11 protein-coding genes are annotated in these 15,846 nt (G+C 25.4%); 10 read left to right on the top strand and 1 reads right to left on the bottom strand.

The features are described from left to right. Positions 1-1,081 precede the first annotated feature (1,081 nt). The gene (ilvD, locus tag HF862_RS04675; RefSeq protein ID WP_170186772.1) at positions 1,082-2,791 is read left to right on the top strand and encodes a dihydroxy-acid dehydratase; all 1,710 of its coding nucleotides are present in this window, start codon (positions 1,082-1,084) and stop codon (positions 2,789-2,791) included. A 21-nt stretch (positions 2,792-2,812) separates the two neighbouring features. Here the strand turns inward: ilvD and HF862_RS04670 are convergent, their stop codons facing one another. Then, positions 2,813-3,754 carry a LysR family transcriptional regulator gene (locus tag HF862_RS04670; protein WP_170186771.1) on the bottom strand — a complete coding sequence of 314 codons (942 nt, stop codon included), beginning with the start codon at positions 3,752-3,754 and terminating at the stop codon, positions 2,813-2,815. Between the two features lie 398 nt (positions 3,755-4,152). Between HF862_RS04670 and HF862_RS04665 the strand changes: the two genes are divergently transcribed. The 9 genes from HF862_RS04665 to HF862_RS04625 all read left to right on the top strand — a co-directional run bounded on the left by HF862_RS04665 (position 4,153) and on the right by HF862_RS04625 (position 14,998). After that, positions 4,153-5,331, top strand: a complete 1,179-nt coding sequence (locus HF862_RS04665; RefSeq protein ID WP_170186770.1) for a pyridoxal phosphate-dependent aminotransferase — start codon at positions 4,153-4,155, stop codon at positions 5,329-5,331. Positions 5,332-5,348: 17 nt separating this feature from the next. Next, positions 5,349-6,728 (top strand): sodium:solute symporter, encoded by a 1,380-nt coding sequence (locus HF862_RS04660; RefSeq protein WP_170186769.1) that lies wholly within the window; start codon positions 5,349-5,351, stop codon positions 6,726-6,728. A gap of 156 nt (positions 6,729-6,884) precedes the next feature. Further along, positions 6,885-7,550, top strand: a complete 666-nt coding sequence (locus HF862_RS04655) for a transcriptional regulator (protein WP_170186768.1) — start codon at positions 6,885-6,887, stop codon at positions 7,548-7,550. A 24-nt stretch (positions 7,551-7,574) separates the two neighbouring features. Beyond that, on the top strand, positions 7,575-7,952 hold the full coding sequence (locus tag HF862_RS04650; protein ID WP_170186767.1) for a RidA family protein: 378 nt from the start codon (positions 7,575-7,577) through the stop codon (positions 7,950-7,952). A 220-nt stretch (positions 7,953-8,172) separates the two neighbouring features. Then, positions 8,173-8,712, top strand: coding sequence for a helix-turn-helix domain-containing protein (locus HF862_RS04645; RefSeq protein WP_206039017.1), 540 nt, complete (start codon positions 8,173-8,175; stop codon positions 8,710-8,712). Between the two features lie 140 nt (positions 8,713-8,852). Beyond that, positions 8,853-10,265, top strand: coding sequence for a Na+/H+ antiporter NhaC (gene nhaC, locus HF862_RS04640; RefSeq protein ID WP_170186766.1), 1,413 nt, complete (start codon positions 8,853-8,855; stop codon positions 10,263-10,265). A gap of 4 nt (positions 10,266-10,269) precedes the next feature. Continuing rightward, positions 10,270-11,430 carry a MalY/PatB family protein gene (locus tag HF862_RS04635; protein ID WP_170186765.1) on the top strand — a complete coding sequence of 387 codons (1,161 nt, stop codon included), beginning with the start codon at positions 10,270-10,272 and terminating at the stop codon, positions 11,428-11,430. A 971-nt stretch (positions 11,431-12,401) separates the two neighbouring features. Continuing rightward, entirely contained in the window at positions 12,402-13,799 is a 1,398-nt protein-coding gene (locus HF862_RS04630) for a YfcC family protein (protein ID WP_170186764.1), read from the top strand. 17 nt (positions 13,800-13,816) lie between these two features. Then, positions 13,817-14,998: a M20 family metallopeptidase gene (locus tag HF862_RS04625; protein ID WP_170186763.1), complete on the top strand. Its 1,182-nt coding sequence runs from the start codon at positions 13,817-13,819 to the stop codon at positions 14,996-14,998. Positions 14,999-15,846: the final 848 nt, after the last annotated feature.

The following is a 15,846-nucleotide window of genomic DNA, read 5'->3' as shown; positions in this document are numbered from 1 at the left end:
ATTAAAATCAAATGTTAATTTACAAATAGGAGTACTCATTGGAATAATTATAGTGACTCAAGCTGTAATATTTTCAGACTTGAACAATTTACAACAGATAGTATTTTAAATACAAAAAGATATGAAGAGTATTCTGGATTACTTGAGAATGAAGTTGAAGAAGTCCTAAAATATTATAATGTTAAATATAATCTTGAAAACAAAAAGTTTACTACTTATTATTGGGTAAATACTATATCTAATTATCTAATTAGAAAGATATTGAGAAAGAGTGGTAGAGATATTTTTGATATTTTAGAAAGGTTTTTCAACCAAGAGAATATAAGAGTCAAGATGAATCTAAATGATATACATAATGATTTAAATACTAATGAAATTTTTTTGTTGATGTTGTACTCTGGTTATTTGACAATTAAAAAAGATGTAGTTGATAATGTTTTCTCAATTAGAATACCTAACAAAGAGATTATCTCTTTGTTTCATAATACTTTTATTTAGAAATTTACCTTCTTAAAGTTTAGTGTTTTCTTAGCTTCTAAAAAAACATAGTTGGCCGTAAAAAATTAAAAACTCTATAAAATATATAAAAAAATAAATTTTTTATAAAATAAAAAGCTTGATTTTAAAGGGTTTTAAAAGCATAAAAATTTATATTTGTAGAGTGGGAATAAAAAAAGAACTATTTAAAAATTCTAGAAATGATTATAGGATAACCAACAAAAAGGTAACAAATTTATTTTTAAGATTTTATAAATCTTTTTAAAATAAAGCATTATGAAAAATGATTTAGTGAAGTTTCTGTTTACGCAGAAAAGTAATTCTTTTAACGAAGAACATCAAAAGCCCTTTATTTACAGGACTTTTTTACTTTATAAAAATAAAAAAATACCTAAAAAATACCCTTTTTTTGTGGTGGTAGGTAACAAAAAGGTAACAAAATAATAATAAACTTTTTAATGATAAATAGTGAAAACATACAAGTTTTTTCTTGTTATATATCCAAATTTTTCTGTTTGATTTTTGATGTATTTTATTCTAATATACTATTATAAAAGAAAAAAATTATAATTAAGGAGAAAAAATGGATAATAAAAAATTAGAGGAAAAAATGCATTTTAGTAATTATAAAAGTGGAGAATTAACAAATGGAATAGAACGTTCAGCACATAGAGCTTTATTATATAGTACAGGATTAGATACTGATGATTTTAAAAAGCCTTTAGTTGCTGTAGTAAATTCATTTACTGAAATGGTACCAGGACATATTCATTTAAAAGAGATAGTAGAGTATGTTAAACAAGGAATTATAGAAGCAGGTGGAATTCCAAGAGAATTTAGTACTATTGCTCTTTGTGATGGAATATGTCAAGGACATAAAGGAATGCGTTATCCTTTACCAAGTAGAGAAATTATAGCTGATTCTGTTGAAATGATGATAGAAGCTCATCATTTTGATGCTATGGTAATGTTACCTGGATGTGATAAGATAGTTCCAGGAATGATAATGGCAGCAGCAAGAACAAATATTCCTACAATAATGGTTCCAGCAGGACCTATGTTAGCTGGAAAATATAAAGACAAGGATGTAATAACTCTTACAGATATGAGAGAGTTTATAGGAAAAACTCAAACAGGTCATTTAACACCTGAAGAATTATTAGAAATAGAAAAAGTTGCTCTTCCAACTTATGGTTCTTGTGCTATGTTGGGAACAGCAAATTCAATGTGTTGCTTATGTGAAGCTTTAGGTTTAGCTCTTCCAAAAGCAGGAACAGCTTTAGCAGTTTCATCTGAAAGAAGAAGAATTGCTAAAAATTCTGGAAAAAGAATAGTTGAGATGATTAAAGAAAATTTAAATTCAAGAAAAATTCTTACAAGAGAAGCATTATTAAATGGAATTTCAATGACTATGGCTATGGGGGCTTCAACAAATACAGTATTACATTTAATGTCTATAGCAAATGAAGCAGAAGTAAAATTATCTTTAAAAGATTTTGATGAAATAAGTAGAAAAGTTCCTTATTTATGTAATATAAAACCATCAGGAAAATATCCAATGTCAGTTTTAGATGAAAATGGAGGAGTGTATAGTGTATTAAAAGCTATAGAATCAAAACTTGAAAAAAATCATTTAACAGTTACAGGAAAAACACTAGTTGAGAATTTAAAAGATGTGCCATTAGTAGAAAATGATGTTATTTATCCTATTTCGACACCTAAAAATGATGAAGGAGGAATAGCTATATTATTTGGTTCTCTTGCTCCAGATGGTGCAGTTGTAAAAAAATCAGGAGTAAAGCCTTCAATGTATAATTTTACAGGAAAAGCTAGAGTTTTCCATTCAATGGAAGAAGCAAGTTATGCAGTTTCAAATGATTTAATAAAACCAGGAGATATAATAGTTACAAGATATGAAGGACCAAAAGGTGGACCAGGAATGAGAGAAATGCATATGACAACTTCACTTTTAGTAGGTCGTGGAATGGATGAAAGTTGTGCATTAGTAACTGATGGAAGATTTTCAGGTTCAACAAGAGGACCAGCAATAGGGCACATTTCACCAGAAGCAGCAGCAGGAGGACCAATAGCAATAGTTGAAGAAGGAGATACAATAACAATAGATATACCAAATAGAAGACTAGATTTAAATGTTCCAAAAGAAGAAATAGAAAGAAGATTAAGAAATTTCAAACCAATATATAAAGAAAGAACACCTTCTTTAGCAAAATATGCTGAATTAGTTACTTCAGCAGATAAAGGAGCTATATTAAAAGTTAATAAGTTAAAATAAAAAGTGGCAAAAGCCACTTTTTTATTTATTATATATTTTATTTACTTCTAACTTAATTAATTTTATAAAATCTTCTACATATAGTGGAAAATTAATAATTTGTGGATAAACTAAATCAAAATTTAAATGCTTATTTAAATCTTTGATTTTAAAAATTTCAAGTTTATTTAGTTTATCTTTATTAAAATTTTCTATATCATTGAGAAGTATTGTTGGGCAGAAAAAGCCTCCAATTTCTTCTTCGCACATAGGGAAAGAACTATAAATATCACTTATATAAACTTTTTTGTTTAATTCTATATTTTTATATTTACAAAACTCTTTAATTAAAGAGGAAGCATTACTTTCTTTTCCACTAGAAATGATAGGAATATTTTTTATTTTTTCTATTTTGATTTCTTTATTTTTTATGATTTCGTTTAATTCAAGAATAGTAAGGTATTTTTTTAAAAGATTCTCTGTACAAATAAAATATAGATTATCTTCTCCTATTTTTTCTACATGGAAAAAAGAATTTTTAATAGTATTGACTCCAACAAATAAATCGATTTCCCCTTTTAATAAATATTTTTCTAAATTTTTAGTATCATCTAAAATAAAAGAGATAGATACATTGGGGTATAAATTTTTATATTCTTTTATAAGTTTACTTGCTAGTATTCTTGCTCTTATAGAACTTATTCCAAACCTTATTTCTCCTGTTACTTCATTTTTTAATTCTATTAATTGTTTTTCCATGTTTTCTTCAATAATTTTCATTTTTATTAAAGAGTTCCTCATTATTTCTCCTGCAGGAGTTAGAGAAAACTTAGGTTTTCTATTGAAAAGCTTTATTTTATATGTTTCTTCTAATCTTTTTATATGGTCACTAACGCATTGTTGAGTAACGAAAGATTTTTTTGCGGCTTTACTGATGTTTAATTCTTCTGCAACTATTAAAAAGATTGAAAAACTTGTTGTCATTTTTTACTCCTTTAAAATAATAATTATAAATTAATCATATCATATTTTAATACAAAAAATAAATATTTTCATAATAGTAAAGAAAGATATATAGAATCTAAGTAGAAGTACTTGTTATTTATATTATAAAATGAAGTTATTTTTTATATTATATATATTTTTTTTATTAAGATATTAGAAATAAATAAAAAAAATTAAACATAACCATAAAATAGATATAAAAATTTTTAAAATTTTAAAAATAAAAATAAAGAATATTTATATTTTATATACGAATTTTATATATTAAAATAAATCAGTTTTTTAAAAATAATAAAAAAAAATTCATTGACTAAAAAATATTTTATGGTATAATTATAGAAAATAGAATATACAAATAAATATTAAGGAGGAATAACATGGTAGAGTTTAAAAATGAAGAAATCAAATTTGGAGTATTGAAAAAAAGAGCATATAATATGCGTTGGGCAGAAGTAGAAGAAGGAGTTATTCCTTTAACAGCAGCAGACTCAGACTTTCCAGTAGCTCCAGAAATTGTAGAAGATATTATTAATTATTCAAAAGAAGGATATTTTTCTTATACTCCTAAATTAGGTTTTCCTGAATTTAAAGAAGCAATATCAAAAGCTTTATGGGAAAGAAAAAATGAAAAAGTTGATCCTAATTTAATTCTTCCTATAGATAGTGCAGCGAGAGGAATGGAGATAATAGCAAAAACAGTATTACAACCAGGAGATGAAGCAATTGTTTTTGACCCAGTAGATTTTCTATTTAAAACATCAGTAGAAGCAGCAGGAGGAAAAGTTATTTTATTTCCAATGAAAATAAAAGATGGAAAAATTGATTTTAGTGATTTAGAATCTTATATAACACCAAAAACAAAAATGTTAGGATTATGTAATCCACACAATCCTTTAGGAATGGTTTATCCAATAGAAGATTTAGAACATATTTTAAGTTTATCTGAAAAATATGGTTTTTATATAATGAATGATGAAATATGGTCAGATATAGTATATCCCGATGCAAAATTTAATAGTATTATTTCTTTAGGAAGCGAAAGAAATAAAAGAACATTATCAGTTTTTGGATTTTCAAAAAGTTTTGGCATAGCTGGTCTTAGAGCAGGATGTATTTATTGTCAAGAAGAGGAAATTTTTAATAAAATAGTTGATACTTCTTTAGTTAATACAACAATTGGTGGAATTTCTTCTCTTTCGCAAATAGCAGGAATGGCATGTATGAATAAATGCTATTATTGGGTTGATAAATTTGTATTACAAATGATGGAAAATAGAGATTATGCATTAGAGCGTATTTCTAAAATGCCTAAAATAAAATGTCATAAACCTAGCGCTACATTTGTAATTTTTCCAGATATTTCTGAGACAAAAATGGATCCTGTAGAATTTGTAGATTATGTAAGAGAAAAATATAAATTATCAATAGTTCCTGGAGGAGATAGATTTTTTGGACCAGGATCAGCAGGTCATATAAGAATTTGTTTAGCAACAAGTCATGAAGTTTTAAAAGAAGGATTAGATCGTTTAGAAAAAGCCTTAATAAATTTAGGATAAAAAAGGGGGGTAATTCTATGATAAAATTATTTATTGCGATAGTCTATATGATTGTAATGATAGCTATAGGAATTTATTGCTCAAAAAAAATTAAAAATTATGAAGATTTCACTGTTGCAGGAAGAAATATTCCATTTTGGAGAAATGTCCATTCTATTTCAGCCTCAGCAATAGGAGCAGGTGCTACAATGGGAGTAGCAGGAATGGTTTTTGCTGATGGAATATCAGGATTGTGGTTAGGAATAGGGGCTGCTTTAGGATTATTATTTTGTGGTTTATTTTTAGCAAAAAAATTAAGAGATTCAGGAAAAATAACAGTTCCAGATATTATGAAAGAACAATATGGACAAAAAGTTGCAGATTGGATTACAGTATTAAATTTATTTGCGTTAATAGCATTAACAGCAGGACAAGTTAGAGCTTTAGGAACAATAACACAAACATTTATTCCTAGTTTATCTATTTTACAAGCATGTATATTAATGGGAGTTGTAATGATTACTTATACAGTTCTTGGAGGATTAGTTGCAGCTTCATATACAGATTCTATTAATATGATCATTATGATTATGGCTGTTATGGTAGTTTTACCAATATTATCTATAACAAATACAGGTGGATTTGAAGTTATGATAGAAAAATTACCAGCAAGCTATTTTGACCCATGGGCTTCTGGAATTTTAGGAATAGTAGGAATATTAATGTGGATAATTCCAACAAATTTTGTTAGTCAAGAAAATTTTCTTCGTATATGTGGAGCTAAAAATTCAATAGAAGCCAAAGGAGCAACAGTTACAGCATCTTTATTAATTTATTTACCATATTTTTTAATGTGTGCTGTAATAGGATTATCGGGAGCTCTTCTTTTTCCTGATGTGGTTAATTCAGATGCAATATTACCTACAATGATAGATAGATTGACAAATCCTGTTGTTGGAGGTTTATTACTTGCAGGACTTTTAGCAGCAGTTGTTTCTACTTCAGGTTCATTATTATTAATAACTTCTGTTAATATAACTGATAATGTTATTAAAAGAATTTATCCTAATATAGATGAAAATAAAATGGTTTCTATTTCAAGATATTCAGTAGTAGGGGTTGGAATATTAAGTATTATAATAGCAAATTTTGCAAGTTCAATAGTAGGAATAATGCAAGATGTAAGTGCTCCATATACAAGTGCTATTTTACCTATTATAGTAGCTGGTTTTTTCTGGAAAAAAGCTACATCTCAAGGAGCTATAGCAACTATTATAGTTTCTGTAATTTCTTCAACTGGATGGTGGATTGCTAAACAACCATTTGGGGTTCATCACATTATAGTGTCTTTAATTTTTTCTTCTTTAACTATGTTTATAGTAAGTTTAGTTACATTTAAAGAAAAAGAGGTGAAATAAAGATGGGTGTTTTAGATATAGTTGTATTAGGAATGGGAATAATTATAGCAGCTTTTGTTATTATTGGTTTAATAAGAGAAATGTTTAGAAAATAATAAAATCCTTTTTTAAATTATGATATAATTAAATAAATAATAAAATAAAAAGGAGAAAAATATGCAATTTACAGAAAAAGATAAAATTATTTTAGAATCATATAAGAATTTAGTTTATGGATTAGCAGATTATTTAGGACCTGATTCAGAAGTAGTATTACATAGTTTAGAAAATTATGAAAGTTCTGTTATAGAAATAGCAGGGCAAAATACTAATCGAAAAAAAGGAGCTCCTATTACAGATTTAGCACTTAATATGTTAAAGGAGATGAATGATTCTAATAATAAGATAAGTTTTCTTACTTATTTTACTAAAAGTAAAAATGATAAAAAAATGAAATCTAGTACAATTGCTATTTATGGAGAAAATAAAAGAATAATAGGATTATTATGTATAAATTATAATCTCGAATGCTCTTTAACAGATTTTATTAAAAATTTTACATATATTGATGATGAATATGAAAATCATGAAAATAGAAAAGTAAAATTAAATGAAAATTTTTCTAATACAGTTGAAGAGTTGATAAATGAATCAGTAGAAAGAATTAGAAAAAAAGTTGAATCAAATGATGAAATATCAAATAATAATAAAAATAAAGAAATTATAAAAAAATTATATGAAGATGGTATATTTAATATGAAAGATAGTGTTTTAACAGTAGCAAAGAAACTAAAAATATCTAAAAATACAGTTTATCTTCATTTGAGAAATATTGAAAAATAATTTTGTATAGAAAGGTGATAGAAAATGAAAAAAATAATAAATACATCAAAAGCACCAGCAGCTTTAGGACCATATTCACAAGCAGTAGAGGTAAATGGAACTTTATATATATCAGGACAAATACCATTTGTGCCAGAAACAATGACATTAGTATCAGATGATGTAAAAGCTCAAACAAAACAATCATTAGAAAATTTAAAAGCAATATTAGATGAAGCAGGATATGCATTTAAAGATGTAGTAAAAGCAACATGTTTCATAAAAAATATGGATGACTTTGGAGCAATAAATGAAGTATATAACGAGTATTTAGGAGAAGTAAAACCAGCAAGAGCTTGTGTAGAAGTAGCAAGATTACCAAAAGATGTAAAAGTAGAAATAGAATTAATAGCTGTAAAATAATGCCCTAAGAAATATATAGATAAAAAAGGATTGAATTTTCAATCCTTTTTTATATTCTGAAAAGTAAAAAATTATAAGTAAAATATTTAATTAATCTTTTTAATGTTCACTTATATAAAAAAATTTGGATAAAAAAATTTTTATGATATAATAATAATAAATAATATTAATAATTAAGCAGATAAACTTAAAATCTAAATAATTTATTAGGAGTATAAATATGATAGAAAATAATGAAAAAAAATTATATGAAGAGATTTTAAACACATGGATTGATGAAAATGAAACAGAAGAAATTACAAACGAAAGATTTAAAAAATTAGATAAAAAAGCTGAAATATTATATGAATTTGTAATAGCATATAATAGTTATATGAATACAAAAAAAGATTATGGAACTGGAGAAGAATTATCAATGATAGAGGCTCATATTCTTTTAGATATAGTTGATAATAAAGGAATTACAGTTACGGAATTATCGAAAAAATGGAGAAAAACAAAAAGTGCTATTTCACAAACTATAAAAAGTCTTTTAAAAAAAGAATATATTTATAGAGAAAACTCTCAAACAGATGCTAAAATTTTTTATCTTTTACCAAAAGAAAAAGCATTTAAATTTGTATTAGCCCATAAAAAGTATGATAATATAGATATAATAAAAACAAATAAACTATTATTAAAAAAATTTTCTATAGAAGAACTTGGTACATTTTATAAAGTTCTTGAGGAATATACAAATATACTTAATAAAAAAAAGTAAGAGAATGACTCAAATATGGGTCATTCTCTAATTTTTTGTATTTTTTTAAAATATTTTATTGACTTTTAAAGAAAAAATAGTATAATGTTGTTAAGCTAATTAACTATTAATCTATTTAACTTTTAAGGAGGATTTCAAAAATGAAAGAAAAGAAACAGCCTAGTTTTTATTTAACATTATTACCTATTTTAGCAATGATTGTATTAACTTCAGTAGGTTATATAATCAATGAGATTCAAATTGAACCAATTATTTTAATTGCAACTGTTTTAGCTGTTTTAATAGCTTATAAACATGGATATACTTGGGATGAAATAATGGATAAAATAACTGAAAAAATAGCAAAAGCTTTACCAGCTATTTTAATTTTAGTTATAGTTGGAATATTAATTGGAACATGGATGTTTGGTGGAACTATTCCATTAATGATGTACTATGGATTAAAAATAATTAATCCAGAGCATTTGCTTATAACAGCGTTTTGGGTAACTTCTATTACTTCAGTATGTACAGGAACTTCATGGGGAAGTGCAGGAACAATAGGAGTAGCATTAATGGGAGTAGCTGCAGGATTAGGAGTAAATAATGCAGCGGTAGCGGGAGCAGTAATATCAGGTGCATATTTTGGTGACAAATTATCACCATTATCAGATACAACAAACCTAGCTCCAATAGCAGCTGGTTCTAATCTTTATGATCATATAAAACATCAATTATGGACAACTTTACCTTCATTTATATTAGCTTCGATTGTTTATATAATTGTTGGATTAAAAACAGGACAAGCAGCTGATACTCCTGAAAAAGTAAAAATTATTATGGAATTTTTAAGTGGAAATTTTGATTTAAATATATTTTTATTAATTCCAGTTATTTTAGTATTAGGTGGTTCAATTTTGAAAAAACCAACAATACCTGTAATGATAATTTCTAGTTTAATTTCAATATTTAATGGAATATTTTTCCAACATTTATCTTTGAAGCAAGGATTTACAGCTATGATGAATGGATTTAATATTAGTATGTTACCTGGAGTAAATGCTAGTGAAGTAATACCAGATATATTAAAACTTCTTAACAGGGGAGGAGCTTCTTCAATGTTAGGAACTGTTTTAATGGCATATTTTGCTTTTAGTTTTGCAGCTAGTATAGATATAATAGGTGGATTTGAAAGTATAATAAGTAGAATAGTTAAGGCAAATAGTGGTAGATTTAAACTAATTGCGACAACTTTAGCAACATGTTTAACAACAGTAGCAGTGACATGTAATGGAGCTTTATCTATTTTATTATGTGGAGAAATGTTTCAAGAATCATTTATTAGAGCAAAATTAGATCCTAAAAATCTATCTCGTTGTTTAGAAGATGCTATAACAGTAACAGAAACATTGATGCCTTGGACTCTAGCAGGAGCTTATATGGCAACAACTTTAGGAGTGCCAACATTAGAATATTTACCATGGGCAGTATTAAATTATAGTGGAATAATTTTTGCTTTAATTTGGGCATATACAGGTATAGGAATAGCTAAATTACCAGAAACTAAGGAGTAAAAATATGTATTATAACTTTGATTATTATCCTGATAGAAGAAATACAGGATGTTTTAAATATGATTATAGTGAAAAAAAATATGGAGTAAAAAATTTATTACCATTTTCTGTAGCTGACATGGATTTTAAAGTAGCACCAGAAATAACTGAAAAAATAAAAGAAGTTGCAGATAAAGGCGTATATGGATATAGTTTTTTAACAGAAAAATATTATAATTCTACAATAAATATACTAAAAAAATTTAATTGGAATGTAGAAAAGGAAGAAATAATTTTTTGTCCAAGAATTATTCAAGCAATGGCAGTAGCTGTAAATACTTTTAGTGGAGAAGGAGACGAAATAATGTATTTATCTCCTGGATATTCTCCTTTAACTGAATGTATAACAGATAATCATAGAATAGCAGTTGGAATTCCCTTAAAAAGAGAAAAAGATTCTTATATTATAGATTATGAAGAAATAGAAAATAAAATATCTTCAAAAACTAAAATATTTTTATTAGTAAATCCTCATAATCCAACAGGACGTGTTTGGACTAAAGAAGAATTAAGAAAAATATCAGATATTTGTGAAAAAAATTCTTTAATTATTATTAGTGATGAAATTCATGCAAGTTTTGTATATAACAATATGAAATATAATCCATTTGCAACAATTTCAGATTATGCAGCAAATAATTCTATAATTTTTCAATCTATAAGTAAAACTTTCAATATTCCAGGAATTCATTTATCGAATGCAATAATAAAAAATTATAATTTGAGATATCCTTTTAAAAAGAAAGTTGATTCATATGGAGTACATGAAGGAAATATATTTATAGAACCAATAGTATGTACAGCTGAAAAAATTTATGATACTTGGGTTTCAGAAATAAATAGCTATATTTATGAAAATTATCTTTATTTAAAAGAATTTTTTAAAGAAAATTTTAAAGAACTAGAAGTATGTAAAATGGAAGGAACATTTTTAGTATGGATAAATTATAGTAATAGTAATTATAGTAAAGAAGATATTTATTCTTGGTTTTTTAAAAGAGCAAAAATAGCTGTTCAGTTTGGAGAAGAATTTGGAGAAACTGGAAAAGGATATATAAGATTTAATATAGCATGTCCTAAAGAAATTTTAAAAGAAGCTTTAAATTTGTTAAAGGAGTTTAAATAGCAAACATTACCATTTTATCTTAAAAGTATTTACAATAGTAAGCACTTTTTATATTCTAAAAATTTTAGAAAGTATTATAAGATAGCCAACAAAAAGGTAACAAACTTATTTTGAAAAAATTATAAACTGTGTTAAAATAATTTCTTAAAAAGAAGGAGAAAGAGAAGTTTCTATTTACGAAACAAAGTAATTCTTTTAACGAAGAACATCAAAAGCCCTGTATTTACAGGGCTTTTTTACTTTATAAAAATAAAAAAATACCTAAAAAATACCCTTTTTTATATCATATTTATAAATTTTGATTTAGTATTAAATCCTAATAAATAAAATTACTAACACATTTAGAACAAGTAGTGTTAGAAATATAATAAAATATATTAGGATTAAAAGAGTAAATATAGAATTTATAAAAAAATTTAATGTTAAATTAAAAGAAATATTAACTTCTGATGAAAAACTTTTTATAAAACTAGATAAAAATAATAGTTTAATGTAAATAGATGAAGAAGATATTTCAAAGAAATCGAGTGAAAAATGGTTTGTTGAAATATTTATTTAAAATTAATTGATAAAATTAAAAAATATTATTAAGAGGATGTTGTAGACTAATGACAAAAAAATTAGTGATTTACAACATTTTTTCTTTTTTAATAATTGCAATTAATGAAAATTACTAAAGAAATTTTTAAATTTTTTATTTTTAGTAAAAGTGAAAAATTGAGAAATATTTTTTATAAGATGAAAGGATTTTATTTAAAAAAACTATAAATTAATGTTTTTGGAATTGACAAACAAAAAAATAAGTGGTATATAGAAATTAAGAATAGTATTTTGTATTAAAAATAATTTAAAATATAATATTATAATATATTAAAGATGAAAATAAAACAAAAGATATTAAAAAAACTGAAATTTTTCTTAATAAAAATTAATAATTAATTTATATATAAAAATACAAGGAGTTGAATGCTATGAGAAAAGAAAAGAAACCTATAAAATTAAATCCATTTATAATTTTATTTTCGGTGATTGTTATTTGTGCTATTTTTACTCATATAGTTACACCTGGAGTTTTTGAACGTCAAATTATAGACGGAAAGACTGTTATAGATCCGACAAGTTTCCATACTGTTGAAAGAACACCAGTAGGAATTTTTAAAATGTTTTTAGCTATTCCTAATGGATTTGTAGGAGCTTCAGCAGTAATGTTTTTAGTAATGTTAGTTGGAGGATCTTTAGAAGTTTATAGTAAAACTGGTGCTTTAGATAAAGGAATTTCAAGAATACTTACTTTATCTACTAAAGTTGGAAGTTCAATAATATTATTATCTATCATGATTATGTTTGCATTAATTGGAGGATTTTTAGGTTGGTGTGAACAAATAATACCATTTGTCCCTTTAATAGTATCTATTTGTATAGCATTAGGATATGATTCTTTAGTCGGGGTTGCTTCAAGTGCATTGGTTTGTTTAATAAGTTTTTCAATTTCACCAACTAATATGTTTACAATAGGAATAGCTCATCAAATTGCAGAATTACCATTATTTTCTGGAATGTGGCTACGTCTAATAATTTTAGTAATATTTAATGTATTGTTAATGGGATATATTTTGATGTATGCAAGTAAAATAAAAAAAGATCCATCAAAAAGTTTGATGAAAGATATAGACACTTCTAGTTTACAAAAAGATTATTCAGCAGTTGCAAATGAAAAGATGAGTACAAGTCAAACATTAGCAATAATAATATTTATATTAACATTTGTTATATCAATTTTTTGTGTATTAAAAAGAGGATGGGGATTAAATGAATTGTCAGCAGCCTTTACATTAAGTGCAGTGTTATCTGGAATTATATGTAGAATAGAACCTGGAGAAATAGTAACAGGAATAATAGAAGGTTCAAAAAAATCCTTTAACGGAGCTTTAATAATAGGATTAGCTAGAGGAATTCAATGGACTATGGAACAAGGAAATTTAGTTGATACTTTAATCCATGCAATTTCTCAACCATTAAATCATTTACCTACTTGGGCAACTGCCTTGGGAGTATTTTTAGTAATTACAATAGTAAATGCTTTAATACCTTCAGGAAGTGGAAAAGCGATGGCATTTATGCCAATATTAATTCCTCTTGCTGATATGGTTGGAATAACAAGACAAACAATGGTTCTTGCTTTCCAATTTGGAGATGGAATTTCTAATACTTTCTGGTTTACTTTTGGAACTTTATTAATATTCTTATCATTAGGAAAAGTTCCTTTAAAGCAATGGTATAAATTTGTAATACCAATTGAAATTGTAATTTCAATAGTTGCATGTATTTTCTTAGTATTAGCAACATCAATAGGATATGGACCATTTTAAAGAGGAGATGAAAATAAATGAATATTAAAGAAGAGGTTTTAAATATAGAAAAATATATAATTGAAATGCGTAGATATTTTCATGAAAATCCAGAAGAAAGTTGGAAAGAATACAATACTCAAAAAAGAATTTGTGAAGAATTAGAAAAAATGGGAATAAAATATGAAAAAGTTTGTGAAACAGGAGTAATAGGATTTTTAGGAAAAAAAGGAAAAAAACCTATTATAGGAATTAGAGCAGATATTGACGCTTTACCTGTTTGTGAAGCTACAAATCTTCCATTTGCATCTAAAAATAAAAATGTAATGCATGCTTGTGGACATGATGGACATATATCAATGTTACTTGGTACAGCTAAAATTTTGAAAAAATATGAGGATATTTTAGAAGGAGAAGTTAGATTATTTTTTCAACCAGCAGAAGAATTTATAGCTAATTCAGGTGCAAAATATATGTCAGAATGTGATGAATTTAAAGAACTAGATAATATAGTTGGAGCACATATTTGGAGTTACATACCAACAGGAAAAATTTCTATAGAAGCAGGTCCAAGACTTGCTTCAGCAGATACTTATGATATTTTGATAAAAGGGAAAGGTGGACATGGAGCTATGCCAGATCAATGTATAGATCCAATTGTTTGTGGAAGTACTTTAGTCAATACTCTTCAAAGTATTGTTAGTAGAGAAATTTGTGCAACAGATCCTGTAGTTGTGAGTGTATGCTCTTTTAATTCAGGTAGCAGTTTTAATATAATTCCTAGTGAAGCTAAACTATCAGGAACAGTTCGTACATTTAATAATACTGTCAGAGATAGTATACCAGCTAAAATGGAAAGGATAGTAGCAGATATAACACATTCATATAGAGCTGATTATGAATTTGAATTTCATTATGGAACTCCAGCAACAATTAATGATGAATATTCAAGTTTAATAGCAGCTAAAGCAGTAGAAAATCTTTATGGAAAAGAAGCTATAACTAAATATCCAGCAGCTATGTTAGGAGAAGATTTTGCAAAAATGTTAGCTAAAGTTCCTGGATGTTTTGCTCTTGTCGGATGTAGAAATGAAGAAAAAGGAGTAAAAGAGCCACATCATAATCCAAAGTTTGATATTGATGAGGATGCTTTAAAATATGGTGTAGGATTTTTTATACAATATGTGTTTGAGTATAATAAAGCATGGAAAACTAAATAAAAAGAATATGAAAATATTTTTTATTATTAATTGCAAGAGTTTGTTATAATTTTAAATAGTAAAAATGATTGTTGAAAATTTAATAAGTTTAAATAATAAAAGTTGCTGAAGAGATTTTATCTCTTCAGCTTTTTTGTATAAAGAAAATCACTTGTTTTGTATGTGGTTTTGGAAAAGTAAAAGACATGTATATACAAAAAATTTCTTTTGAGTATAATAATTAGATTTAGCAATCAATAAAAAACTTAAAGTAAATTCATAATGAAAAATGATAGTTTATTACAATTAAAATGAATTACAAACATCATAAGTATTTGTTCTAAAATATAGAAGATAAATAATATATGGAAAAATAAGAAAAGGTATAAGAGAAGTATTAAAATATCCTACAAAAGAAATATTAGTATTTCATAAATTCTAGTGGAGATATAGCACAGTATAAAAGCTAAAGAAGTTTGAAAAATACTAAAAAATCACTGGAATATTAATAATTAGGATAAGGAAATAGTATAGTTTCTTAGATAATGGGATTTTAAGAGTCAGTTTAGTGGTTAACTTTTTTTAATATATTTGTTATAAAAAATATATATAAAATTATCAAAATGATATTAAAAAATAATAAAATTTTTTAATTAGCCAAAAAAACTCTGAAAAATAAATAAGAATTAAAAAATATCATTTTGATATTTAAAATATCAAAATGATAAAGTTCTGTACTATATATTTTTATAAAAGTGATTTGTATAAGCATGAAAAGAATATAAAAAGTACAAAATAATAAATGGCACAAAAAATGCTTATAATTAATTTAAATAATTTTAAAGAAAATTTAGGAGGCAAAAATGGAA

It is taken from the genome of Fusobacterium sp. FSA-380-WT-3A (assembly GCF_012843705.1).
GTDB lineage: Bacteria > Fusobacteriota > Fusobacteriia > Fusobacteriales > Fusobacteriaceae > Fusobacterium_B.
The sequence above is the reverse complement of the archived record's forward strand: the minus strand, read 5'-3'. Positions and strand labels throughout refer to the sequence as shown.